The 22,707-nt window shown below is 72.2% G+C and carries 25 protein-coding genes and 4 tRNA genes; 20 read left to right on the forward strand and 9 right to left on the reverse strand.

Annotated elements, in window-relative coordinates; all coding sequences use genetic code 11:
* Positions 1–14 precede the first annotated feature (14 nt).
* The 3 genes from ACXJKF_RS13530 (at position 15) to ACXJKF_RS13540 (ending at position 2,813) form a co-directional block, all read left to right on the forward strand.
* The gene (locus ACXJKF_RS13530) at positions 15–836 is read left to right on the forward strand and encodes an alpha/beta hydrolase (RefSeq protein WP_456788231.1); all 822 of its coding nucleotides are present in this window, start codon (positions 15–17) and stop codon (positions 834–836) included.
* A gap of 77 nt (positions 837–913) precedes the next feature.
* Complete coding sequence (locus tag ACXJKF_RS13535) at positions 914–1,861, forward strand: endonuclease/exonuclease/phosphatase family protein (RefSeq protein ID WP_456788232.1); 948 nt, start codon at positions 914–916, stop codon at positions 1,859–1,861.
* A 10-nt stretch (positions 1,862–1,871) separates the two neighbouring features.
* On the forward strand, positions 1,872–2,813 hold the full coding sequence (locus tag ACXJKF_RS13540; protein WP_456788233.1) for a carbon-nitrogen hydrolase family protein: 942 nt from the start codon (positions 1,872–1,874) through the stop codon (positions 2,811–2,813).
* Between the two features lies 1 nt (position 2,814).
* Here the strand turns inward: ACXJKF_RS13540 and ACXJKF_RS13545 are convergent, their stop codons facing one another.
* Both ACXJKF_RS13545 and ACXJKF_RS13550 read right to left on the reverse strand, forming a co-directional pair.
* On the reverse strand, positions 2,815–3,180 hold the full coding sequence (locus ACXJKF_RS13545; protein WP_456788234.1) for a VOC family protein: 366 nt from the start codon (positions 3,178–3,180) through the stop codon (positions 2,815–2,817).
* Positions 3,181–3,258: 78 nt separating this feature from the next.
* Positions 3,259–4,029: a class I SAM-dependent methyltransferase gene (locus ACXJKF_RS13550; RefSeq protein ID WP_456788235.1), complete on the reverse strand. Its 771-nt coding sequence runs from the start codon at positions 4,027–4,029 to the stop codon at positions 3,259–3,261.
* 201 nt (positions 4,030–4,230) lie between these two features.
* Between ACXJKF_RS13550 and ACXJKF_RS13555 the strand changes: the two genes are divergently transcribed.
* Together ACXJKF_RS13555 and ACXJKF_RS13560 are read left to right on the forward strand one after the other, a co-directional pair.
* Complete coding sequence (locus ACXJKF_RS13555) at positions 4,231–4,506, forward strand: SHOCT domain-containing protein (protein ID WP_456788236.1); 276 nt, start codon at positions 4,231–4,233, stop codon at positions 4,504–4,506.
* A 36-nt stretch (positions 4,507–4,542) separates the two neighbouring features.
* Entirely contained in the window at positions 4,543–5,064 is a 522-nt protein-coding gene (locus ACXJKF_RS13560; protein WP_456788237.1) for a DUF1269 domain-containing protein, read from the forward strand.
* Between the two features lie 75 nt (positions 5,065–5,139).
* Here the strand turns inward: ACXJKF_RS13560 and ACXJKF_RS13565 are convergent, their stop codons facing one another.
* Together ACXJKF_RS13565 and ACXJKF_RS13570 are read right to left on the reverse strand one after the other, a co-directional pair.
* Positions 5,140–5,583, reverse strand: a complete 444-nt coding sequence (locus ACXJKF_RS13565; protein WP_456788238.1) for a hypothetical protein — start codon at positions 5,581–5,583, stop codon at positions 5,140–5,142.
* 161 nt (positions 5,584–5,744) lie between these two features.
* Positions 5,745–6,623 carry a S1C family serine protease gene (locus tag ACXJKF_RS13570; RefSeq protein WP_456788277.1) on the reverse strand — a complete coding sequence of 293 codons (879 nt, stop codon included), beginning with the start codon at positions 6,621–6,623 and terminating at the stop codon, positions 5,745–5,747.
* Positions 6,624–6,859: 236 nt separating this feature from the next.
* Between ACXJKF_RS13570 and ACXJKF_RS13575 the strand changes: the two genes are divergently transcribed.
* Positions 6,860–8,083, forward strand: a complete 1,224-nt coding sequence (locus ACXJKF_RS13575) for a PP2C family protein-serine/threonine phosphatase (protein ID WP_456788239.1) — start codon at positions 6,860–6,862, stop codon at positions 8,081–8,083.
* Positions 8,084–8,194: 111 nt separating this feature from the next.
* Here ACXJKF_RS13575 and ACXJKF_RS13580 read toward each other — a convergent pair.
* The 3 genes from ACXJKF_RS13580 to ACXJKF_RS13590 all read right to left on the reverse strand — a co-directional run bounded on the left by ACXJKF_RS13580 (position 8,195) and on the right by ACXJKF_RS13590 (position 8,500).
* Positions 8,195–8,269: transfer RNA gene (locus ACXJKF_RS13580), tRNA-Val, on the reverse strand.
* A gap of 33 nt (positions 8,270–8,302) precedes the next feature.
* Positions 8,303–8,373, reverse strand: a tRNA-Cys gene (locus ACXJKF_RS13585).
* A 55-nt stretch (positions 8,374–8,428) separates the two neighbouring features.
* A tRNA-Gly gene (locus ACXJKF_RS13590) sits at positions 8,429–8,500 on the reverse strand.
* 146 nt (positions 8,501–8,646) lie between these two features.
* Here ACXJKF_RS13590 and ACXJKF_RS13595 point away from each other — a divergent pair.
* Positions 8,647–9,714, forward strand: a complete 1,068-nt coding sequence (locus ACXJKF_RS13595) for a chorismate-binding protein (RefSeq protein WP_456788240.1) — start codon at positions 8,647–8,649, stop codon at positions 9,712–9,714.
* Between the two features lie 4 nt (positions 9,715–9,718).
* Positions 9,719–10,582 carry an aminotransferase class IV gene (locus ACXJKF_RS13600; RefSeq protein ID WP_456788241.1) on the forward strand — a complete coding sequence of 288 codons (864 nt, stop codon included), beginning with the start codon at positions 9,719–9,721 and terminating at the stop codon, positions 10,580–10,582.
* Positions 10,583–10,662: 80 nt separating this feature from the next.
* On the opposite strand, the gene ACXJKF_RS13605 is transcribed toward ACXJKF_RS13600, so the two are convergent.
* Complete coding sequence (locus ACXJKF_RS13605) at positions 10,663–11,091, reverse strand: SsgA family sporulation/cell division regulator (RefSeq protein ID WP_056095121.1); 429 nt, start codon at positions 11,089–11,091, stop codon at positions 10,663–10,665.
* Positions 11,092–11,390: 299 nt separating this feature from the next.
* On the opposite strand from ACXJKF_RS13605, the gene ACXJKF_RS13610 reads away from it, so the two are divergent.
* From ACXJKF_RS13610 to ACXJKF_RS13650, 9 genes are all read left to right on the forward strand, one after another.
* Positions 11,391–11,463: transfer RNA gene (locus tag ACXJKF_RS13610), tRNA-Val, on the forward strand.
* 133 nt (positions 11,464–11,596) lie between these two features.
* Entirely contained in the window at positions 11,597–13,609 is a 2,013-nt protein-coding gene (gene thrS / locus ACXJKF_RS13615; RefSeq protein ID WP_456788242.1) for a threonine--tRNA ligase, read from the forward strand.
* Complete coding sequence (locus ACXJKF_RS13620; protein WP_456788243.1) at positions 13,609–14,163, forward strand: HIT family protein; 555 nt, start codon at positions 13,609–13,611, stop codon at positions 14,161–14,163. Before thrS ends, ACXJKF_RS13620 begins: the two co-directional genes overlap by 1 nt.
* A 7-nt stretch (positions 14,164–14,170) precedes the next feature.
* Entirely contained in the window at positions 14,171–14,782 is a 612-nt protein-coding gene (gene pgsA, locus ACXJKF_RS13625; protein WP_456788244.1) for a phosphatidylinositol phosphate synthase, read from the forward strand.
* On the forward strand, positions 14,779–15,741 hold the full coding sequence (locus ACXJKF_RS13630) for a phosphatidylinositol mannoside acyltransferase (protein WP_456788245.1): 963 nt from the start codon (positions 14,779–14,781) through the stop codon (positions 15,739–15,741). Before pgsA ends, ACXJKF_RS13630 begins: the two co-directional genes overlap by 4 nt.
* Positions 15,738–16,964 (forward strand): glycosyltransferase family 4 protein, encoded by a 1,227-nt coding sequence (locus tag ACXJKF_RS13635; protein WP_456788246.1) that lies wholly within the window; start codon positions 15,738–15,740, stop codon positions 16,962–16,964. The genes ACXJKF_RS13630 and ACXJKF_RS13635 overlap by 4 nt, the downstream gene beginning before the upstream one ends.
* On the forward strand, positions 16,961–17,617 hold the full coding sequence (locus ACXJKF_RS13640; protein WP_456788247.1) for a hypothetical protein: 657 nt from the start codon (positions 16,961–16,963) through the stop codon (positions 17,615–17,617). Before ACXJKF_RS13635 ends, ACXJKF_RS13640 begins: the two co-directional genes overlap by 4 nt.
* Before the next feature lie 98 nt (positions 17,618–17,715).
* Positions 17,716–18,639: a pyridoxal 5'-phosphate synthase lyase subunit PdxS gene (gene pdxS / locus ACXJKF_RS13645; RefSeq protein ID WP_056584343.1), complete on the forward strand. Its 924-nt coding sequence runs from the start codon at positions 17,716–17,718 to the stop codon at positions 18,637–18,639.
* A gap of 92 nt (positions 18,640–18,731) precedes the next feature.
* On the forward strand, positions 18,732–19,268 hold the full coding sequence (locus ACXJKF_RS13650) for an NUDIX hydrolase (protein ID WP_456788248.1): 537 nt from the start codon (positions 18,732–18,734) through the stop codon (positions 19,266–19,268).
* On the opposite strand, the gene ACXJKF_RS13655 is transcribed toward ACXJKF_RS13650, so the two are convergent.
* Positions 19,269–20,501 (reverse strand): kynureninase, encoded by a 1,233-nt coding sequence (locus ACXJKF_RS13655; protein ID WP_456788249.1) that lies wholly within the window; start codon positions 20,499–20,501, stop codon positions 19,269–19,271.
* Positions 20,502–20,549: 48 nt separating this feature from the next.
* Between ACXJKF_RS13655 and pdxT the strand changes: the two genes are divergently transcribed.
* From pdxT to ruvC, 3 genes are all read left to right on the forward strand, one after another.
* Entirely contained in the window at positions 20,550–21,149 is a 600-nt protein-coding gene (pdxT, locus tag ACXJKF_RS13660; protein WP_456788250.1) for a pyridoxal 5'-phosphate synthase glutaminase subunit PdxT, read from the forward strand.
* A gap of 67 nt (positions 21,150–21,216) precedes the next feature.
* The gene (locus tag ACXJKF_RS13665; protein WP_307492154.1) at positions 21,217–21,972 is read left to right on the forward strand and encodes a YebC/PmpR family DNA-binding transcriptional regulator; all 756 of its coding nucleotides are present in this window, start codon (positions 21,217–21,219) and stop codon (positions 21,970–21,972) included.
* A gap of 148 nt (positions 21,973–22,120) precedes the next feature.
* A complete protein-coding gene (gene ruvC / locus ACXJKF_RS13670) occupies positions 22,121–22,687 on the forward strand; it encodes a crossover junction endodeoxyribonuclease RuvC (protein ID WP_456788251.1) in 567 nt (188 codons plus the stop codon).
* Positions 22,688–22,707: the final 20 nt, after the last annotated feature.

Here is a 22,707-nt window from a genome sequence, read left to right on the forward strand (position 1 = left end):
TCGAAGGAGCAGTCATGTCGGGAACTCCTGTCGTCTTCATCCACGGTCTCTGGATCCACTCGTCCGCGTGGGCGCCGTGGCTCGAGCTCTTCACCGCGCGCGGGTATGCACCGACAGCGCCCGGCTGGCCCGGGGACGCCGACACGGTCGCGGAGACGCGGGCCGCCGCCGATGCGCTCGACGACGTCGGGATCGAGCAGATCTGCCACCACTACGCCGACTACATCGACACCCTCGACGCCAAGCCGATCGTCATCGGGCACTCCTTCGGCGGTCTGATCGCGCAGGAGCTGCTGGCCAACGACCTGGCCGTCGCAGCGGTCGCCATCGACCCGGCACCAATCAAGGGCGTCAAGACCCTGCCGTTCTCCCAGCTGCGCTCCGGGTTCCCGGTGCTCGGCAACCCCGCGAACAAGCACCGGACCGTGTCCCTGACGGCCAAGCAGTTCCGGTACAGCTTCGGCAACACCCTCACGCCCGAGGAGTCCGACGCGCTCTTCGAGGCGTGGACCATCCCCGGACCGGGCCGCCCCCTGTTCGAGGACGCCACGGCGAACTTCTCCCGGACCTCGCCCGCCAAGGTCGACACCCACCTGGCCGTCCGCGGTCCGCTGCTGCTCACCTCCGGCAGCGAGGACCACACGGTGCCCAAGGCTGTGACCCTGGAGGTCGCGAAGATGTACGAGGACAGCCCGGGCTCGGTGACCGAGTACCACGAGTTCGCCGGGCGCGGTCACTCGCTGACGATCGACTCCGGGTGGCGGGACGTCGCCGACGTCGCGCTGGAGTGGCTCGCGTCGAAGAAGCTCGACGTCCCGGCGGCCGCCACGAGCTGAGGGACGGGCGCGTTCCCGGCCTTGTCGGCCGTCCCACCGGAGGAGTAGACACGAGGTGACCCGAGGGGGCGGTCGCCATGCTGCGCATCTGCACGTGGAACCTGGAGAACCTGTTCCTCCCTGGAGAGGATGCCGGCCCCGAGACCGACGCCCAGTACCAGGCAAAGCTCACGGCACTCGCCGACGTGATCGGCGCGATGGCCCCTGACGTCCTGGCGGTGCAGGAGGTCGGGGACGTCGCGGCCCTGACCGACCTGGCCGACCGGGTCGGCGGCACGTGGCACCAGGCGACGGCCGCGCCCGACCGGCGGGGCATCCGCGTCGGGTTCCTGTCCCGGCTGCCGATGACGTCCGTGCGGCAGTGGGCGGCCTTCCCTGCGGGCCTGCGCCCGATCCAGGTCGACGACACCGCCGTGTCCAGCTCGACGATGGCACGTGCCGCGCTGCAGGTGCGGGTCGCCGTGGGCGGCCGTCGCATCGACCTGATCGCGTGCCACCTCAAGTCCAAGCTGCTGACGTTCCCCGGCGGTCGCTTCTCCACCGACGACGAGGGTGAGCGCGCGCGGTTCGGTGCGTACGCCCTGCACCGGCGATCGGCCGAGTCCGTGACCGTCCGTGCGGTGGCCACCCGCCGGCTCGACGCGGTCGCCGGCAGCGCCGCGGTCGTGGTGCTCGGCGACCTCAACGACGAGGCGGAGGCGGCGACGACGCAGATCCTGCTCGGTCCGACGGGATCGGAGATCGGCACCGGCGGGTTCGCACGTCCCGACCTGGGCGACCGTCAGCGGCTCTGGAACCTGGCCGCGCGCATCCCCGCGGAGCAGCGGTACACGCGCGAGTACCGCGGTCGCAAGGAGCTGATCGACCACATCCTGGTCAGCCACGCCCTCGTCGGCCTGGTCGGCGACGGCGCGGTCACCACCGACGGTGCGGGACCGGCGCCGTCGATCACCGACGACMCGAACGCCCGCCGGGGGGAACCGGGCTCGGACCACCGTCCCGTCCTCGCGAGCATCAGCCTGTAGGGAGGCTCGGATGGCTCTGACCAGGGTGGCCGCGATCCAGGCCGCACCCGTGCTCATGGACCAGCAGGCGTGCGTCGAGAAGGCGGTGCGCCTTATCGAGCAGGCCGCGGCCGAGGGTGCCGACCTGGTGGTCTTCCCGGAGGTGTTCATCCCGGGCACGCCCATCTGGATGGACTCCCGGCCCATCTGGGACGGCGACGAGGAGTGGTTCGCGCTCCTCGTCGACCAGGCGGTGGTGGTGCCCGGCCCGGTGACCGAGGCGCTGGGGCTCGCGGCGCAGGAGGCCGGGGTGTACGTGGTGGTCAACGTCGAGGAGCGTGAGCCGCACGGCGCGACGATCTACAACACCACGCTCTACCTGGGTCCCGACGGCCGGCTGCTCGGCAAGCACCGCAAGCTCATGCCGACCGGTTCGGAGCGCACCGTCTGGGGGATGGGCGACGGCTCGACTCTGCCGGTCATCGACACCCCGTCCGGCCGGTTGAGCGGCCTGACGTGCTGGGAGAACTACATGCCGTTGGCGCGGTTCTACCTCTACGCGCAGGGCGTCGACATCTGGACGGCTCCCACGCTGGCCACGGGTGACGGCTGGGTCGCGACCCTGCGCCACATCGCCCGCGAGGGCCGCTGCTACGTGATCGGGGCGAACCCGTGCACCCACATCGACCAGATCCCCGCCGACTTCCCGCGCCGGGACGAGGTCTGGACCGTGAAGGAGGGCGACGGCGGCTGGGTCGAGCCCGGCAACAGCGTCATCGTCGGACCGAACGGCGACCTGCTCGCGGGACCGGTCCGCCACGAGGAGGCGATCCTCACCGCCGACATCGACCTCGCCCAGGTCCGTGCAGCGCGCCGCCTGTTCGACCCGACCGGCCACTACCACCGGCCGGACGTGTTCCGGCTGACGGTCGACACCCGCCCGCGGCCGGCGGTCACGCTCGCCGACGGGTAGCTCACGGCCCCCAGCACAGGCAGAACGGGTGGCCGGCGGGGTCGGCGTAGACCTGGAACCCGTCGGGGGTCGAGAAGTCGGTCGCGGCCTGGAGCAGCACCGCGCCGACGGCCAGGGCGTGCTCGTGCGCGGCGTGGATGTCGTCCACGTAGAGGTCGAGGTGCACCTGCTGCGGCTGGCCGTCGGGCCACTGCGGCCGGACGTGGTCCGGCGCCAGCTGCACGTCGATCCGCGGCTCCCCGTCGACGACGACCGAGTGCCAGTCCTCCTCGACGGACACGGTGCCCCCGAGCAGCGCCGCCCAGAACGAGCTCTCGACCTCGAGGTCCGGAGCGTCGAACACCACGACCTGCCGCCTGATCCGCATCCGGACATCGTGGCACCGCGGACGGACCCGGCGCGTCGGGAGGGTGACACCGCTGATCGTCGAGCGGGCCTGTCCCGGTCAGCGGCGGGGGAGTCCCAGCTGGAGCGTCACGACGACCTCCTCGGTGAGGGGTTCGAACGGACGCAGGCGCCGCTCGAGCCCGGCAGCGAACCGTCCACGCTCGGGTTCGGGCGGCAGCGTCATCGCGGAGAGCAGACCTCCGACGACGGCGTCGATGCTCAGGGGTGCGGTGTACTCGACGGTGGTCTCGGTGACGTCGTAGCCCGCCCGCTCCAGCGCGTCGTGGGTGAGGCGACGGCCGGCCTCGTCCGTCTGGCACGTCGCGCCGGGACGGCCCGTCCAGTCACGGAGGAAGGCCGCGACGTCCCGTGACCAGTCGGTGTCGTACAGCCACAGGGGTGACCCGTTGGTGACCACGGCGACTCCGCCGCCGGGACGCAGCAGCGGCCGGGCCGCGCGGAACAGGGTGTCGCGGTCCATCCAATGGATCGCGACGGCGACCGTGAGGGCGCCCAGCGGTAGCAGCGTTCGGCCGACGGTCGGCAGGTCGCTGTCCGAGCCGAGCACCCAGGCGGCCTTGCCGGTGCGGTCCGCGGCGGCTGCGGCCGCGAGCATGTCGGGCTCCGGGTCCATGCCGATCACGGTCCCGACCCGTCCCGCAAGGGCGGACGTGAGCTGCCCCGTGCCGCACCCGAGGTCCAGTGCGACGTCGTCCTCGGTAAGCGCGAACGCGTCGGCGATCCGCTGGACCACCGCGTCCGGGTACCCGCGCCGGTATCGCGCGTAGTACTCGACGACCTCACCGGAGAAGCCCGACCCTGTCGACATGGGCCCAGCCTCGCCCCCGCGCACGCCGCGGCGCCACGACTTCTGCGCTCGGCAGACGGCGACGTCCTGCCCGACGATCACCCGGGTGAGCGGGTCGCCGGGTGAGCACGCCACGACGGCTCGCGCGCACGATGAGCAGACCTGGGCGAGCCGTCGTCCGGCGCCGGAGATCCCCCCGGGGGTCAGACAGAGGAGAGACCCATGCCGCGGATGCTGAGACGCGCAGCCGTCCTGGGAGCCACCGCCCACGTCGCCTCGAGCCGTGGAGCCGCACGGGCGAACGCGCAGAACGCCGCACAGCAGGCGGCGGAGCAGCCGCCCGCCCCGCAGGTCGCCGAGGCGCCGCCCGCTCCCGAGGCTGCAGCGGCACCGACCGACATCTACGCCGACCTCACCAAGCTCAAGGAGCTGCTCGACGCCGGCGTGCTGACGCAGGCGGAGTTCGACGCGCAGAAGCAGAAGCTCCTCGCCGGCTGACGGCCCCCCGAACCGACCCTGACCCAGGAGACCCGCATGTCCATCGGACCCGTCCAGCTGCTCGTCGTCGCCTTCGACCGGCCGAACTTCACCGGCGAGATCCTCGACGAGCTCGCGTACCTGCGTGACAACGACCAGATCCGCCTCATCGACGTCCTCGCCGTCCAGAAGACCGAGCGCGGCACGATCGAGGCTCTGCGCTGGAGCGACCTGTCGATCGAGGAGGCCGAGGACCTCGGCGCCACCGTCGGCGCGCTCCTCGGCCTCGGCTTCGCGGGGGAGGAGGGTGCCGAGGCCGGTGCGATCGCCGGCTTCGAGGCGGGTTCCGACGGGCACCTCATCGACGACGACCAGGTCTGGGACGTCGCCGACGCGATCCCCGAAGGCAGCGCGGCGGCGATCGCGCTCATCGAGCACGTCTGGGCCAAGCCGCTGCGGGCGACGATCGCGCGGGCGGGTGGCGTCGTGGTCAGCGGCGAGTTCATCCACCCGCTCGACCTGCTCGACGTCGGGCTCCTGACCGCGGTCGAGCTCGATCTCGAGACGTCGGAGGGCTGAGGCCGTCCCGTCGCCCGTCAACCGCCGCTGGTCCGGTCGTCCGTCGGGCGTGCCGCGTCCCTCGATAGTGCGGTCCTAGGCCGCGCTGAGTCGACGCGACGGCTCAGCGCGGTGTCGTCCACCGGGCCTGGAGACTCCCGCGTGCGGCTCGCAAGCAGACCGCGCGTCGCTGCCGTGTCTCGTCGGGCGTGCTGTCAGCTCGACCTCGACGAGGACGGTCCCCCCGGCCCGTCGCACCTGGAGGCCCACGACGTCGTTGCCGACGAGGTCACGCAGCTGTGTCAGCACTGCTCCGCTGACCGGTGAGGCCACGTCGAGGGTCAGCTCGGCGCTCCGCAGACCCCGCGCCGACGCGTCGACGACGGCCTGGCGGACGAGTCCGGCTCCGGCGTGCGCGGCGTGCAGGCCTTCCTCGGTGCGCACGTCGATGTGGGCGCACAGGCGGTGGTCGTACCGCGTCGCCACCGAGGCGCCTCGAGCAGCGACCAGCTCCGGGCAGAGATCCGCTCCGTCGTCCATGTGCTCTGGCCTCCTCGCCGCCACTGGTCGATCCACGCGCCAGCCCATCGCGTCCCACTCGTCCAGGCCAGGGCCGAACGTCCCGGATCTGGGCCGGACCTGACGATCGGGACCCGGATCAGCGGACCGAGGTCGTGCGTGGGTGTTCGGGCGGTGGCGATCTAGGTGACCAGCTCGCGGGGGAACACGATCACGTCGACGAGCGCGCCGTTGCGCCAGACGGTGATCTCGATGCGCCGGTCGATCGCGTCTTCGACCATGAGCTTCTGCACTGCGGTCGCGGTGACGACGCGGCTGCCGTCCAGCTCGACCACGATGTCACCGCGGTGCAGGTCGGCCAGCGCCGCAGGGCTGCCGGGGGAGACCCCCGCGATCTGCAGCCCGGTCGGGGAACCGATCCGCTCGACCAGGTGCGGGGGCAGCGGGACCTGGGCGCCGACGATGCCCAGCCACGCCCGACGCACCCGACCCGTCGTCATCAGCGCGGTGATGATCGCCCGCGTCGTCGTGTTGATCGGCACCGCGAGGCCGACCCCGATGCCCGCCAGGGCGGTGTTGACGCCGACCATCCGCCCCGCGCTGTCCGCGAGCACGCCGCCGCTGTTGCCGGGGTTGAGCGCGGCGTCGGTCTGCACCACCTCGTCGATCACTCGGCCCGACGCCGTGGGCAGCGAGCGGCCGAGCGCGGACACGATGCCCGCCGTCACGCTGCCGGCAAGGCCCAGGGGGTTGCCGAGGGCGACCACCAGCTGGCCCACCCGCAGCAGGGCGGCGTCGCCGAGCGTGACCGGCGCGGGCACGTCACCGCGGGCGAGCAGCACCGCGAGGTCCGAGAGCGGGTCCCGCCCGACGACGTCCGCCGGCACGGTGGTGCCGTTGCTGAAGGCCGCCGTGGCGAGCGTCGCGCCGGCCACCACGTGCGCGCTGGTCAGCAGGTAGCCGTCGGCGGTGATGACGCTCGCGCTGCCGGCACCCGTCCCGCGTCCGGTCCGGACGGTCAGGCTGGCGACGCTCGGCAGCACCGTCTCCGCGACGGCCATGACCGTGCGCGAGTACGCGTCCAGCGGCTCGTCCTCCACGGCCGTTACAGCGACGGCGGCCCGGCCGGTATGCCCCGGTTCGCCCGGGGCGCAACGGCGCGTCGGTGAGACGCGGCCCGCGTCATCCCCCTGTGTGTGCGGAACTCCGCGGCGTGCACCGACGACGCCATGTCGAGGCCTTCCTGGACGGGTGGTCGTCGCGGGCGGACGTTCGACGGTCGTGCGATGGTTGCGCGATGATTCCGGGCCGCGTCGACATCTCAGCACTCCTCACGGCTGTGGAGGACGCCTCGCCGGCCGACGCGATGTCCGTCGCCGCAGACGTGTTGCGCCGGACGCTCGGCGTGCGGTCCGCGACGTTCCTGATCGCCGACGCCGCAGGTAGCACGCTCGTCGACCCGGCGAACCCTGAGGGTCGCTTCACGCTCGATGGCACGGACCCTGGACGAGCCTGGCGCGAGCAGCGCACCGTGCACGACGGCCACGGCTGGGCGTACACCCCCGTGACCGTGCGAGGCGACGCGCTGGGGGTGCTCGCAGTACAGATGCCGGCGCACCAGACCGCCGCAGACGCCCGGGATGACTCGACGACGAGCGGGCAGCTCGCGGCGGTGGCGCACGTCCTCGGATACGTCCTCATCGCGAGCCAGCGACACACCGACAGGTACGAGACGGCGATGCGTTCGGTCGACTTCACGCTCGCCCGAGAGATCCAGCGCCGCCTGCTGCCCGCTGGCTTCGTCTGCGAGGGAGGATCCTTCACGATCGCGGGATGGCTCGAACCCTCTGCCAGCGCGGCCGGCGACACCTTCGACTACGTCGCGTCCCCCGACCGGCTCACGGCCTCGCTCACCGACGCCACCGGCCACGACCTGGGCGCTGCCATGGTGGCGACCCTCGCCGTGAATGCGCTCCGCAACGCTCGGCGACGGGGCGCTGACCTCTCCGAGCAGGCGAACGCCGCCAACGCAGCGCTGCTCGAGCACGACGGGGACCGCGGCTTCGTCACAGGGATCCTCCTGGAGATGGATCTTCGATCTTCCGGTGACGAGCAGCGCCCGGACGACCGCACCGTCGCCCGGATCATCAACGCGGGACATCCCGGCGCCCTCCTGCTGCACGAGGGACACGTCACCAGCGTCGCGCCGGCCAACAACCCTCTGCTCGGCCTGCGCGCGCACGAGTACGAGGTGCAGGAGATCGAGCTCTACCCGGGTGACCGGCTGCTGCTCATGACCGACGGCATGTTCGAGCGCAGCGCCGCGAGCTTCGACCTGCCCGGTGCCCTGCGCGACACCGCCGACCAGCACACCCGCAGCGTGGCCCAGGGCATCTCGCGCATCTTCCTCGAGACGGTCGGCAATGACATCCAGGACGACGCGGCCCTTCTGCTCCTCGAGTGGCACGGAGGTACCACCAGCCGCAGCACGCGCCGCGGGGCGGATCGCGAGCAGCAGTAGCGCTCGACCCGGCTCACCCCTGCGCGACGCTGCTCGGACCCGCCGTCCGGTCCGAGCAAGGAGAAAGGCCGCCTCGGATGTTCCGAGACGGCCTCTGACCTGCGGTAATGCTGGTGGGCGATACTGGGATCGAACCAGTGACCTCTTCCGTGTCAGGGAAGCGCGCTACCGCTGCGCCAATCGCCCATGGTGAACCACGGGTACTGCTGTGGTGATACGAGGTGGAGATGGGATTCGAACCCACGTATACGGCTTTGCAGGCCGCTGCCTCGCCACTCGGCCACTCCACCGTGAGACCGCAGTCCTCAGCGGCTGCGGTCAGCCGATCAGGAGTGTCTGCCTCCGAGCGGACGACGGGATTCGAACCCGCGACCCTCACCTTGGCAAGGTGATGCTCTACCACTGAGCCACGTCCGCACAGCACGTCCCCCCGGCTTTCACCGGTGTTCCGTGTGCGTCCCGAACTCTAACTGACGATCTCCGCGAGAGTCCAACTGGCTCCGGGCACCCGGGTGATCGCGCGGATCGCGGGGCGTACTGCTGCTGCTCGGTACCGTGTGGGCGTGCCCGAGCAGACCCGCAGTCGGCGTGGCGTCGCGTGGTTCGCCGGTGTGGAGGCGACCGGCGTCGTCGAGGTCGTGGACGTCCGGGCGCAGCCGGAGCGGCTCGCGGAGCCCGGCTGGTGGGCGGTCGTCGGTGACTTCGAGGGCACCGTGCGGGCGTGGCGGTTCGCGCACGTCGCGGCCCCGGAGACTGCGGCACCCGGCGCGTGGACCGGGCCGGCGGCGGCGTCGTGGACGTCCTCGCTGGACCGAGCCGCGTACGTCGACGCGGTCGGCCGGGTGCGGGCGCACATCCAGGAAGGTGACGTCTACCAGGCGAATCTCTGCCGCGTGCTGAGCGCACCGCTCCCCGGTGAGCCCGATGCGCGTGCTCTCGGCGCGGTGCTGGGGTCGGGCAACCCGGCGCCGTACGCCGGTGGTGTGCAGGTGCCGGGGGAGGTGTGGGTGGTCACCGCGTCGCCGGAGCTCTTCCTGCGGGTCGAGGGCGGCGTCGTGACGAGCGGCCCGATCAAGGGGACCGCCGCCACACCGGACGCGATGACGGACAAGGACCGGGCGGAGAACGTCATGATCACGGACCTGGTCCGCAACGACCTGCAGCGGGTCTGCGAGCCGGGCACGGTCGAGGTCACCACCCTGCTGGGTGAGGAACGTCACCCCGGCCTGGTCCACCTGGTGAGCACGGTGCAGGGAGTCCTGGCCGACGACGTCGCGACGGCCCCCGACCTGTGGGCCCGTCTGCTCGACGCCACCTACCCGCCCGGTTCGGTGTCGGGCGCTCCCAAGTCCTCGGCGCTCGACATCATCGCCGCGCTCGAGACGTCGCCGCGCGGCCCGTACTGCGGCGCGGTCGGCTGGATCGAGGTCGGCCCGGACGGGGCTGTGCGGGCGGAGCTCGCCGTCGGTATCCGGACCTTCTGGTGGGCCGACGACGTCCTGCGGTTCGGTACCGGCGCAGGGATCACGTGGGGCAGCGATCCCGAGCGGGAGTGGGCGGAGACCGAGCTCAAGGCCGCGCGGCTGGTCGGCCTGGCGTCCGGTGCGGGCGTCGAGTCGGTGACAGACTGACGCGATGGGTGTCCTGATCTGGTCCAACGGTCGTCTGCACGGTCCCGAGGACCTTCTCCTGTCGGGTGTCGACCACGGGCTCACGGTCGGTGACGGCGTGTTCGAGACCTGCGCCGTGTACGACGGCACGGCGTTCGCGCTGACCCGTCACCTGCGCCGCCTGAAGCGCTCTGCGGAGGGCCTGGGGCTCGCCGCTCCCGACGAGGGAGCCATCCGCGAGGGGGTCGCCGCGGTGCTCGCGGACGCCGGCCCGGAGGTCGGGCGCCTGCGCATCACGCTCACCGGCGGGCCTGGGCCGCTGGGCTCGCACCGCTTCGCGCCGGAGGAGCAGCGGCAGAGCTTCCTCGTGCTCGCCGGCCCGGGGGCGCGGTCCGAGGTCTCCCGGGTGGTCCGGGTGCCGTGGGTGCGTAACGAGCGCTCGTCGGTCGCCGGCCTGAAGACCACGTCGTACGCGGAGAACGTCGTGACGGTCGCCGAGGCGTACCGGCAGGGCGCCGACGAGGCCGTGCTGGCCAACACGGTCGGAGAGCTCTGCGAGGGCACCGCGTCCAACGTCTTCGTCGAGCGGGACGGCGAGCTGGTGACGCCGCCCCTGTCGAGCGGCTGCCTGGCCGGCATCACGCGTGAGCTGCTGCTCGAGTGGTCGGCGGCGGCGGGCCTCCCGGTGCGGGAGGCTGCGCCGGGGGAGCTGCGGTACGAGGTCCTCGACGAGGTCGCCGACGGGTCGGCGCACCTCATGATGAGCGGCTCGATCCGCAACGTCTCGCCCGTCGCCAGCCTGGACGGCGTGGACATCGCCACCGGACCGCTCTCCCTGGAGGCGCAGCGGCTGTTCCAGGCGCGACTGGCCGACGACCTCGACCCGTGAGAGACGCCGGCCGGCTCGACCCGTGACATACGACGACCGGCCCCGCCCGAGGCGGAACCGGTCGCAGTGAGCTGGGTGGGTCAGGCGGTCAGGAGAGCGGCGATGAGCGCCGTGATCTCGCCTTCCATCCGGTCGCTCTCCGTACCCAGAGGCACGAGAGCCTCGGTCCCGGCGAGGAATCGTTCGATCGGCTCGGTGGGAGCGGCGAGCAGCGCGCTGCCCTCGACTCCGCTGAGCGACACGAGCGTGTAGTCGGGGTCTTCGTCGCGCCACACCTGCACGTCACCGGTCCCGGCGGGGGCATCAGCCGTCGCGTGCATCCCCAGGGAGAGGAGCTCGCGGCCGATGAGCCAGGTCGACATGGTGTGCGGGCCGGTGAAGACCGCGCGCACCGTGTACGGATCGGAAGTTCTGAAGGAGAACTCGGCGCTCACCGGGATGACGCTGGCGTCGGATCCGATGAGCTGCATGGCGACGACCTCGACGACGTCGTAAGTCGAGCTCGGCATCGGGTCCTCCTGTTCGCATGGGCTGGAGGTCTCATCATGGCAGGCCAGGTGCCCGATTGGACCGGTAGTTGGCCTGAGTTCACCCGGAGGGACGCGCCCCGATGTTGCCGCGACACACGACGGCACCCGTCCTGGCGACCACGCATCCCTTGACTTCGGCGCGATGACCTGCAGTGAACCCTGGTGAGCCCGGTTCGGAATCTCGACCCGAGCCGGGTAGCATCCTCTTCGATGTCACCCGCGGGTGGTCGTCGTTCCCGGCACCAGGCGTGTCGGGGATCGGCGAGTCCGCGCACGACGGGCGATTGGCTCAGTTGGTAGAGCGCCTCGTTCACACCGAGGAGGTCATCGGTTCGAGTCCGGTATCGCCCACTCGATCAGGAGGGGTCGGCCCCACGGGCCGGCCCCTCCTGCCGTGCATATAGAGGTCCGRCACGCGGCGTGCCCGCCGGTAGCATCGAGTGGCTCGCCGCCAGGGCGAGCGGCCACGAAGGAGGCTGTACCCGTGCCCGAGCTCATCACCCTCACCGTCGACGGGATCGCGACCACGGTGGAGCCGGGGACGACGGGTACCGACCTGTACTCCGCCCGGCGCGACGTCGTCGTGGCCCGCGTGGACGGCGAGCTGCGCGACCTGCACCTGCCGCTGGCCGACGGCGCCGTCGTCGAGGCGGTGACCATCGACGAGCCCGACGGGCTCGCGGTGCTGCGCCACTCCGCCGCGCACGTGCTGGCCCAGGCGGTGCAGGAGATCAACCCGAAGGCGCGTCTTGGCATCGGGCCGCCGATCACCGACGGCTTCTACTACGACTTCGACGTCGACACCCCGTTCACCCCGGAGGACCTCAAGGCGATCGAGAAGGTCATGGGCCGGATCGCCAAGGAGGGGCAGACCTTCCGCCGGTGGGACGTCACCGAGGACGAGGCCCGCGCCGAGCTGCGCGACGAGCCGTACAAGCTCGAGCTCATCGGTCTCAAGGGCGACCCGGCGGCCGCCGACGGCGCGTCCGTCGAGGTCGGTCTCGGTGGTCTGAGCATCTACCAGAACGTCCGGGGGGCCGGCCGCGAGAGCGAGCAGGTCGTCTGGCAGGACCTCTGCCGCGGGCCGCACATCCCGAGCACCCGCCTGCTGGGCAACGGCTTCCAGCTGACCCGCTCCGCGGCTGCCTACTGGCGCGGGTCCGAGAAGAACCCGCAGCTGCAGCGGGTCTACGGCACCGCCTGGCCCACCAAGGACGAGCTGCGCGCGTACCTCGAGCGCATCGCCGAGGCGGAGCGTCGCGACCACCGCCGGCTCGGCACCGAGCTGGACCTGTTCTCCTTCCCGGACGAGATCGGCTCCGGCCTGGCCGTGTTCCACCCCAAGGGCGGCGTCGTCCGCATGGAGATGGAGCACTACAGCCGGCTGCGGCACATCCAGGGTGGGTACGAGTTCGTGAACACCCCGCACATCACCAAGGGCAAGCTGTACGAGATCTCGGGGCACCTCGACTGGTACGCCGACGGCATGTACCCCCCGATGACCCTCGACGAGGAGCGCGACGCCGAGGGGCACGTCCGCAAGGCGGGCCAGCAGTACTACCTCAAGCCGATGAACTGCCCGATGCACAACCTGATCTTCGCGGCGCGGGGCCGGTCCTACCGTGAGCTGCCGCTGCGGTTGTTCGAGTTCGGCACCGTGTACCGGTACGAGAAGTCGGGCGTCGTGCACGGCATGACCCGCGCCCGCGGCTTCACCCAGGACGACGCGCACATCTACTGCACCCGCGAGCAGATGGCGGACGAGCTGACCACGACGCTGAAGTTCGTCCTGGACCTGCTCAAGGACTACGGGCTCGACGACTACTACCTGGAGCTGTCGACCAAGAACCCGGAGAAGTTCGTCGGTTCCGACGAGGTCTGGGACGAGGCCACCGAGACCTTGCGCGCGGTCGCGGAGGCCTCCGGGCTCGACCTGGTGCCCGACCCGGGCGGTGCGGCGTTCTACGGACCGAAGATCTCGGTGCAGGTCAAGGACGCGCTCGGGCGGACGTGGCAGATGTCGACCATCCAGCTCGACTTCAACCTCCCGGAGCGGTTCGAGCTCGAGTACACCGCCTCCGACGGCAGCCGCCAGCGGCCCGTGATGATCCACCGTGCGCTGTTCGGGTCGGTCGAGCGGTTCTTCGCCGTGCTGACCGAGCACTACGGCGGCGCGTTCCCGGCCTGGCTCGCGCCGGTCCAGGTGCTGGCCGTGCCGGTGGCCGAGCCGTTCGAGCCCTACCTCGACGACGTCGTCCGGCAGTTGCGGGAGCAGGGGATCCGGGCCGAGGTGGACCGCTCCGACGACCGGTTCGGCAAGAAGATCCGCAACGCGAGCACGCAGAAGATCCCGTTCGTGCTCATCGCCGGCGGTGAGGACGCCGACGCGGGTGCGGTGTCGTTCCGGTACCGCGACGGCCGCCAGGACAACGGCGTGCCTGTCGCGGAGGCGATCGAGCGGATCGTCTCGGCGGTGCGCGACCGCGTGCAGGTCTGATGGCCACCGAGTCCGCCGACGACCTCGCGGGCGTGCCGGACGGGTTCGAGCGGCTCTGGACCCCGCACCGGATGGCGTACCTCGGCGGGCAGGACAAGCCCGTCGACGGTGCGGCCGGGGACGGCTGCCCGTTCTGCCGCATCCCCACGCTGAGCGACGAGCAGGGGCTCGTCGTCGCGCGCGGTGCGGTGGCGTACGTCGTGCTGAACCTCTACCCGTACAACTCGGGGCACCTGCTGGTCTGCCCGTACCGGCACGTCGCCGACTACACCGAGCTGACGGACCCGGAGGTCGCCGAGGTGGCGTCGCTGACCCGGACGGCGATGCAGGTGGTGCGCGCGGTCTCCGCGCCCCAGGGGTTCAACCTCGGCATGAACCAGGGTGAGGTCGCGGGCGCGGGGATCGCGGCGCACCTGCACCAGCACGTGGTGCCGCGGTGGGGCGGCGACTCCAACTTCCTGCCGATCGTGGCCCGCAGCCGCGCGCTGCCGGAGCTGCTCGGCGACACGCGGGCACGGCTGGCGGCCGCCTGGCCGACCGCTTCGAAGGGATGATCGGCACGTGCTGAACGGACTGCGCGGTGCGATGACGCGCTTCTTCACGCCCATCGCCAAGGCGTTGCTGCGCCTGGGCGTCTCCCCGGACGCGGTGACCATCGGCGGGACGCTCGTGGTGGTCGTCACCGCGCTCTGGGCGTTCCCCACCGGGCACTTCCTGCTCGGCACGCTGGTCATCGCCGTGTTCGTGCTCACCGACTCGCTCGACGGCGTGATGGCCCGGCAGGCCGGGCGCTCGGGGCCGTGGGGAGCGTTCCTCGACTCGACGCTCGACCGGTTCGGCGACGGCGCCATCTTCGCGGGGCTCGTCCTGTGGTTCACCGCAGGTGGCGACGACCGGCTCGCCGCGGTCCTCGCACTGGCGTGCCTCGTGCTCGGCTCGATCGTGCCGTACGCCCGGGCGCGCGCCGAGGGTCTGGGCATGACGGCGTCGGGCGGGATCGCTGAGCGTGCGGACCGTCTCGCGCTCGTGCTCGTCGCCACGTTCGCCGTGGGCGTCGGCGCTCCGACCGTCGTGCTGACGATCGTGCTCGCCCTGCTCACGCTGGCGTCGGCCGTGACGATCGTGCAGCGGATGAGCAAGGTGTACCGCCAGGCGGCGCAGGTGACCCGGTGAAGCTGGACGTCGCCCGCGCCTACTCGTTCGCGTGGAGGGTGGCCGGCAAGCTGCCCGGACCCGTGCTCCGGACGCTGTGCGACGCCGCGGCGGACCTCGCGTGGTTGCGCCGCGGTGGCGGGGTGCAGCAGCTGGAGAAGAACCTGTCGCGCGTCCGGCCGGAGCTCGACGCCCGCGAGCTGCGTCGGCTCGGTCGCCTGGGCATGCGGTCGTACATGCGGTACTTCGGCGAGGCGTTCGCTCTGGCGACCATGACGCAGGAGCGCGTCGACGCGCGGGTCCGCGTCGTCGGCATGGAGAACGTCCGGGTGCACACGGACAAGGACAGGGCGATCGTCCTCGCGCTGGGGCACACGGGGAACTGGGACCTCGCCGGTGCGTGGTGCTCGCGCGAGATCGCCCCTGTCACGACGGTCGCGGAGCGCCTCAAGCCTGAGGAGCTGTTCCAGGAGTTCGTCGCGTTCCGCGCGAGCATCGGCATCACGATCTTGGCGCTGACCGGTGGTGGTGACGTCTTCCGCGGGATGGTGCGGGCGGCACGCGACGGCGCGCGGATCCTGCCGCTGCTCGCCGACCGCGACCTCACGTCCAAGGGCCTCGAGGTCGACCTGTTCGGGCACCGGGCACGGGTGGCGGCCGGTCCGGCCGCGCTGGCGATCACGACGGGTGCGCCCCTGATCACCACGGTCATCTACTACGAGCGGCTGCGGGGCGCCCAGCGCCGGGCGGCCGGCTCGCCGTGGGGCATCGTCATCCAGTTCAACAAGGCCATCGAGATGCCGGCCGACGTGCCGCGAGCCGACCGGGTGCGTGCGATGACCCAGGCCTGGGTCGACGAGTTCGCGGCAGGTGTCCGCCAGCGTCCGCAGGACTGGCACATGCTCCAGAAGGTGTTCGTCGAGGACCTCGACCCCGAGCGCTATGCCGCGACCCTCGCGGCCCAGGGGAGCGGCGGATGAGCCCGCGCCGGACCGAGCGCCCGCTCCGGGTCGGCATCGTGTGCCCGTACTCCTACGACGTCCCCGGTGGCGTCCAGTTCCACGTCCGCGACCTGGCAGAGGCGCTGATCGCCCGCGGGCACACCGTGTCCGTGCTGGCGCCCGCCGACGACGACACCCCGATCCCGGAGTACATGACGGCGGCCGGGCGCGCGATCCCCGTGCGCTACAACGGCGCGGTCGCACGCATGACCTTCGGACCGGTGACCGCGGCCCGCGTGCGCAAGTGGCTCGCCGCGGGGGAGTTCGACGTGCTGCACCTGCACGAGCCCGTCACCCCGAGCCTCGGCATGCTGGCGCTGTGGATCGCCGACGGGCCCATCGTGGCGACGTTCCACACCGCCCTCATCCGGTCCCGCCCGCTCCAGATGGCCTACCCCCTGGTGCGGCAGTCGCTGGAGAAGATCTCCGCCCGTATCGCCGTCTCGGAGGACGCCCGGCGCACGCTCGTGGAGCACATGGGCGGTGACGCGGTCGTCATCCCGAACGGGGTGTACGTCGATGCGTTCACCGCCGCGACGTCCGACCCGCGCTGGACGGGGACGCCGGACCGTCCGACCATCGCCTTCCTCGGCCGTCTCGACGAGGCGCGCAAGGGGCTCCCGGTCCTGCTCGACGCGGTGCCGCGCGTGCTCGCCGAGATCCCCGGTGCGCGGTTCCTCGTCGCGGGACGGGGAGAGACAGGGCCCGACGAGGTCCGGGAGCTGCTCGGTGACGAGGCTGCCGCGGCGGTCGAGTTCCTCGGCGGGATCTCCGACGAGGACAAGGCGAACCTCCTGGCCTCGGTCGACGTGTACTGCGGTCCGCAGACCGGTGGGGAGAGCTTCGGCATCGTGCTGGTCGAGGCGATGAGCGCCGGCGCGACCGTGGTCGCGAGCGACCTCGGCGCGTTCTCCCGCGTCCTGGACGACGGTGCCGCGGGTGTCCTGTTCCGCACCGGGGACAGCGCGGACCTGGCTGCGACGCTCGTCCGCGTGCTGCACGACCCCGACCTGCGGGCGCGGGTCTCCGAGCACGCGCTCGAGGTGGTGCGGCAGTACGACTGGGCCACCGTCACGGACCAGGTGCTCGCCGTGTACGAGATGGTCGTCGCCGGTCGGGACGCCCCCGTCCGCGAGGACCCGTCGTCGGTGCGCGGTGCGCGCCTGCTCGAGCTGCGCCGGGGTCGGGGTGACTCCCGATGAGATGGTCGGAGATCACCGTCTACGTGACGATCGTGCTGGCGCTGGCCCTGTGGTGGGTGTGGGTCGCCGCGTCGCGCCTCGACCGGCTGCACCGCAAGGTGGGCACGTCCCGCGCRGTCCTGGACGCGCAGCTGGTGCGCCGCGCCACCGTGGCTGCCGAGCTGGCGACGTCCGGTCTGCTCGACCCGGTCAGCTCGGTGCTCGTCGGCGAGGCGGCCTGGGCCGCGCTGTCGACCGGGGCCAGCGAGCTGCCGGCCGACCTGCTCGCGCTCGTGGGCCCCGAGGACCTGCCGGTCGGTGGCGCGGCCCTGCTGGCGGTCGACCGCGGCGGGATCGAGAGCGAGCTCTCGGCGACCCTGCGGGAGGCGCTGGACGATGCCGACGAGGTGGCCGCGCTCCGCGCAGACCCCGCGGGCGACGAGCTCGTGGACCTGCTCGCGTCGTCCTGGTACCGGGTGCAGCTGGCGCGCCGGTTCCACAACGAGGCCGTCGCGCAGACGTCCCGCGCCAGGCGCGGCCGGCTCGTCCGCATGCTTCGGCTCGCCGGGCACGCACCCGAGCCACGCAGCCTCGAGCTGGACGACGCGTGGCCGGAGAACCTCGGCCGTCCCGGCACCCGCCTCGGCCCGGTGGAGAGCGTCCCGCCGGGCTGAGACGGCGCCCGGGACCCCGGGTACGACGGACTACGATTGACCGACCCGGCCGTCGAGGCGGCCGTCCCCACACCGCACGAGGATCTGCGAGGCTCGACGTGACCAGCGAGAACAGCCAGCCCACCACCGCGACGCACGCCGGCGTCATCGGCACCGCCCGCGTGAAGCGGGGGATGGCGGAGATGCTCAAGGGCGGCGTCATCATGGACGTCGTCAACGCCGAGCAGGCGAAGATCGCCGAGGACGCCGGAGCGGTCGCCGTCATGGCGCTCGAGCGCGTCCCCGCCGACATCCGCGCCCAGGGCGGCGTGGCCCGGATGAGCGACCCCGACCTGATCGACGGCATCATCGAGGCCGTCTCCATCCCCGTCATGGCGAAGGCGCGCATCGGCCACTTCGTCGAGGCGCAGGTGCTGCAGTCGCTCGGTGTCGACTACGTCGACGAGTCCGAGGTGCTGACCCCGGCCGACTACGAGCACCACATCGACAAGTGGGCCTTCACGGTGCCCTTCGTCTGCGGTGCCACCAACCTGGGCGAGGCCCTGCGCCGTATCACCGAGGGCGCGGCGATGATCCGTTCCAAGGGCGAGGCCGGCACGGGCGACGTCTCCAACGCCACGACGCACATGCGCACGCTGCGTGACCAGATCCGCCGCCTCACCTCGCTACCGGAGGACGAGCTGTTCGTCGCCGCCAAGGAGCTGCAGGCGCCGTACGACCTGGTCAAGGAGGTCGCCCTCGCCGGCAAGCTCCCGGTCGTGCTGTTCACGGCGGGCGGCATCGCGACGCCGTCGGACGCCGCGATGATGATGCAGCTCGGCGCCGAGGGCGTGTTCGTCGGCTCCGGCATCTTCAAGTCCGGCAACCCGGCCGAGCGCGCCGCCGCGATCGTCAAGGCGACCACGTTCTTCGACGACCCGGACGTCATCGCCAAGGTCTCCCGCGGCCTGGGTGAGGCCATGGTCGGGATCAACGTCGAGGACGTCCCGGAGCCCCACCGTCTCGCTGAGCGCGGCTGGTGACGCAGCACCACCCCACGCCGGAGGCCGCGGACGAGTCGTCCGCGGCCTCTGCCGTTCCCCCCTCGCGGTCGAGCGCCGACGGCGGTGGTCCCGTGCACGCCCTCGGTCCGGAGTGGCGGCGCGGTGAGGACGGTCTGCTCTTCCGGGAGGCCGCGCGCGTGATCCTGCTCGACGAGGACGACCGCGTGCTGCTCATCCGCGGGCACGACCGGGACCAGCCCGACCGCAGCTGGTGGTTCACGGTCGGCGGCGGCATCGACGACGGCGAGGACACGCTGGCGGCGGCCGTCCGGGAGGTCCGCGAGGAGACGGGGATCGCCCTCGTCGCCGCCGACCTGGTGGGCCCGGTGTTCACGCGGTCCGCGATCTTCGACTTCTTCGCGGAGCACTGCCGCCAGGACGAGACCCTCTACCTCGCGCGGGTGCCCGCGTCCTCGTTCGGCGCCCTCGACCGCGCCGGCTGGACCGAGCTCGAGCACGACGTCATCGACGAGCTGCGCTGGTGGTCGCTCGACGACCTCGACCGCGTGGACATCGAGGTGTTCCCCGACCGCCTCGTCGACCTCGTCCGCAGTCTGCTGCCGGTGTGGGACGGCGAGACGCGGCACCTCGGGCTCGCGCGCGAGTAGTCAGGTGACGGGGTTCCGCGTCGTCCAGGCCGGGTCGCGGTGCTCGCCACCGTCCAGCACGTCGCGCAGGGCACGCACCGCCGTGACCAGGTCCGCGTGCGTCAGGTAGGGCGCGGCGACGCCGAGACGGACGACGTCGGGCGACCGGAAGTCGCCGACGACGCCGCGCGCGGCGAGCGCCTGCACGATCCCGTACGCGTCCGGGTGCCGGAGCGCGACCTGCGAGCCGCGGAGCGCGTCGGCCTCCGGTGAGGCGAACGCGGCCCCGGGCAGGACGGCGGTGATCGCGTCACGGAGGAAGCGGGTCAGGCTCACGGAGCGCGCGCGGACGTCATCGATGGAGACTCCGTCGAACGCCTGCAACGCCGCCTCGAGCGCGAGCAGCGACAGCATCGGTGGCGTCCCGATCCGGGCGCGGGAGATGCCACGGGCGCCCACGTAGTCGTCGGCCATCGCGAACGGCTGCGCGTGCCCGTGCCAGCCGGGCACGACGTTGACGAAGGCGTCCTGGTGGCGCGCCGCGACGTACCCGTACGCGGGGGCGCCCGGACCTCCGTTGAGGTACTTGTACCCGCAGCCGACCGCGAGGTCGACGCGGTGCTCGTCGAGCCCGACGGGCACGGCGCCGGCGGAGTGGCACAGGTCCCACAGGACCACCGCGCCGGCCCGGTGGGCGGCCGCGGTGATGCCCGGCAGGTCGAGCAGCTCACCGGTGCGGTAGTCCACGTGGGACAGCACGACGACCGCGACGTCCGGGGAGAGCCGCCCGGGGATGTCGGCGGGCACGGCGTTCTCGACGCGCCAGCCGACCTGCGCGGCGACACCCGCGACGACGTACTGGTCCGTGGGGAACGACCCCGGTTCCGTGAGCACGACCGACCGTCCCGGGCGCAGGGCTGCGGCGGCGTGCAGGGACTGGTGCAGGCGCACGCTCGTCGAGTCGCCGACGACCACCTGGCCGGGCGCCGCGCCGATGAGCCGCCCCACCGCGTCGCCGACGCGCACGGGCGCGTCCCACCAGCCGTGCGCGTTCCAGGACGCGATCAGGTCATGGCCCCACTGCTGCTCGACCGCGTCCCGGACGGCGGAGGGCACGGACCKGGGGAGCGCGCCGAGGGAGTTGCCGTCGAGGTACACGATCCCCGGCKGGAGCAGGAACCGCGCGCGCAGGTCGGTCGCCGCGTGCGCGGCGTCGAGGTCGGCTGCCCGGGCGTCCAGCTGGTCGAAGGTCACAACGCGGGAGCGTACGGCGTGACCGGCGCGCGCCTAGACTCGCCCGTCGTGACCGTGACCGTCGGAGTCCTCGCCCTGCAAGGTGACGTGCGCGAGCACGCGCACGCCCTGGAGTCCGTGGGCGCCCACGCCGTGCCGGTCCGCCGCGAGCGAGAGCTCGACGCGGTCGACGCCCTCGTGATCCCGGGCGGCGAGTCCACGACGATCGACAAGCTCCTGCGCGCGTTCGACCTGTTCCAGCCCGTCCAGGACCGCCTGCGGGCCGGGATGCCGGCCTACGGTTCCTGCGCCGGGATGATCCTGCTGGCGGACCGCGTGCTCGGCGGGATCGAGGGCCAGCAGACTCTGGGCGGGATCGACGTGACGGTGCGCCGCAACGCGTTCGGGCGGCAGGTCGAGTCGTTCGAGACCGACCTCGACATCACGGGCGTCGACGGTCCGGTGCACGGCGTCTTCATCCGCGCTCCCTGGGTCGAGGAGGTGGGTCCCGCCGCGACCGTGCTCGCCCGCGTGGAGTCCGGCCCCGCCGCCGGTAGGATCGTGGCCGTCCGCCAGGGCCCGTTGCTCGTGACCTCGTTCCACCCGGAGGTCACCGGGGACACCCGGGTGCACCAACTGTTCGTAGAGATCGTCCGCGACAGCCTGTGAGGACCGGCGCTGCAGCCGGGTCCGAGGCACTCGGGCATGTACAGACGACGAAGGGGTAGCTGAAGCGATGTCGGGTCACTCCAAGTGGGCCACCACCAAGCACAAGAAGGCCGTGGTCGACGCCAAGCGGAGCAAGCTCTTCGCCAAGCTGATCAAGAACATCGAGGTGGCTGCGCGCACCGGCGGCGGTGACCTCGCGGGCAACCCGACCCTCTTCGACGCGGTCCAGAAGGCCAAGAAGAACTCGGTCCCCATCGACAACATCAACCGCGCCGTCAAGCGCGGCTCCGGCCAGGAGGCCGGTGGCGCCGACTACTCGACGATCATGTACGAGGGCTACGGCGCGGGCGGCATCGCGGTCCTGGTCGAGTGCCTGACCGACAACCGGAACCGGGCCGCGTCCGACGTGCGGGTCGCGTTCACGCGCAACGGCGGCCAGATGGCCGACCCCGGCTCGGTCTCCTACCTGTTCTCCCGCAAGGGCGTCGTCATCGTGCCCAAGGAGGGCACCGACGAGGACGCCGTGATGGAGGCGGTCCTGGACGCGGGCGGCGAGGAGGTCAACGACCTCGGCGAGGCGTTCGAGGTGCTCTCCGAGGCCACCGACCTGGTCCCCGTCCGCACGGCCCTGCAGGACGCGGGGATCGAGTACGACTCCGCGGACGTCGTGTTCTGGCCCGCCACGCAGATCGAGGTCGACGCCGAGGGCGCCCGCAAGATCCTGCGCCTGATCGATGCGCTCGAGGACTCCGACGACGTGCAGAACGTGTACGCGAACTTCGACGCGTCCGACGAGGTCATGGCGGAGCTCGAGGAGGACTGAGCCGCAGCGGAGCGCAGGCTCGGTCCGACCACGGACGCCGAGGGCTGACGCGTCACCACGGGGCTTGGCCGCTGCGGCGACCGGGCCCCGTGGTCGTCCCGGGCGTGGCCTCCCGGGATCGCGGCTGCGCGGCTGCGACCATGTCGGCGTGCGCGTCCTCGGAGTCGACCCCGGCCTGACCCGGTGCGGTCTCGGCGTCGTCGACGGCCTGCCGTCGCGCCGGCTGTCCATGGTCGCCGTCGGTGTCGCGACGTCCGACGCGCTCTGGGACGTCGACCAGCGGCTGCTGTCGATCGAGCGGCAGATCGAGGAGTGGCTCGAGGAGCACGCCCCCGACGCCGTGGCGGTCGAGCGGGTGTTCGCGCAGCAGAACCTGCGCACGGTGATGGGGACCGCCCAGGTGGCGGGCATCGCGATGGTTGCCGCCGCGCGCCGGAGGATCCCGGTCGCGCTGCACACGCCCAGCGAGGTGAAGGCGGCGGTCACGGGGAACGGTCGGGCGGACAAGGCGCAGGTGCAGACGATGGTGCAGCGCCTGCTGCGGCTCGAGGAGCTCCCGCGGCCGGCCGACGCCGCCGACGCGCTGGCCCTCGCCGTGTGCCACCTGTGGCGTCCCGCCGGAGCACTCGGCACGCCCCAGCGCGCACCCGGCTCGTTGACTGCGGCGCAGCGCGCGTGGGCCACCGCGGAGCAGGCAGCCCGACGCCGCGGCTGACCGCGTGTCTTCGTACACCT

The organism is Cellulomonas sp. P5_C5 (assembly GCF_054049655.1).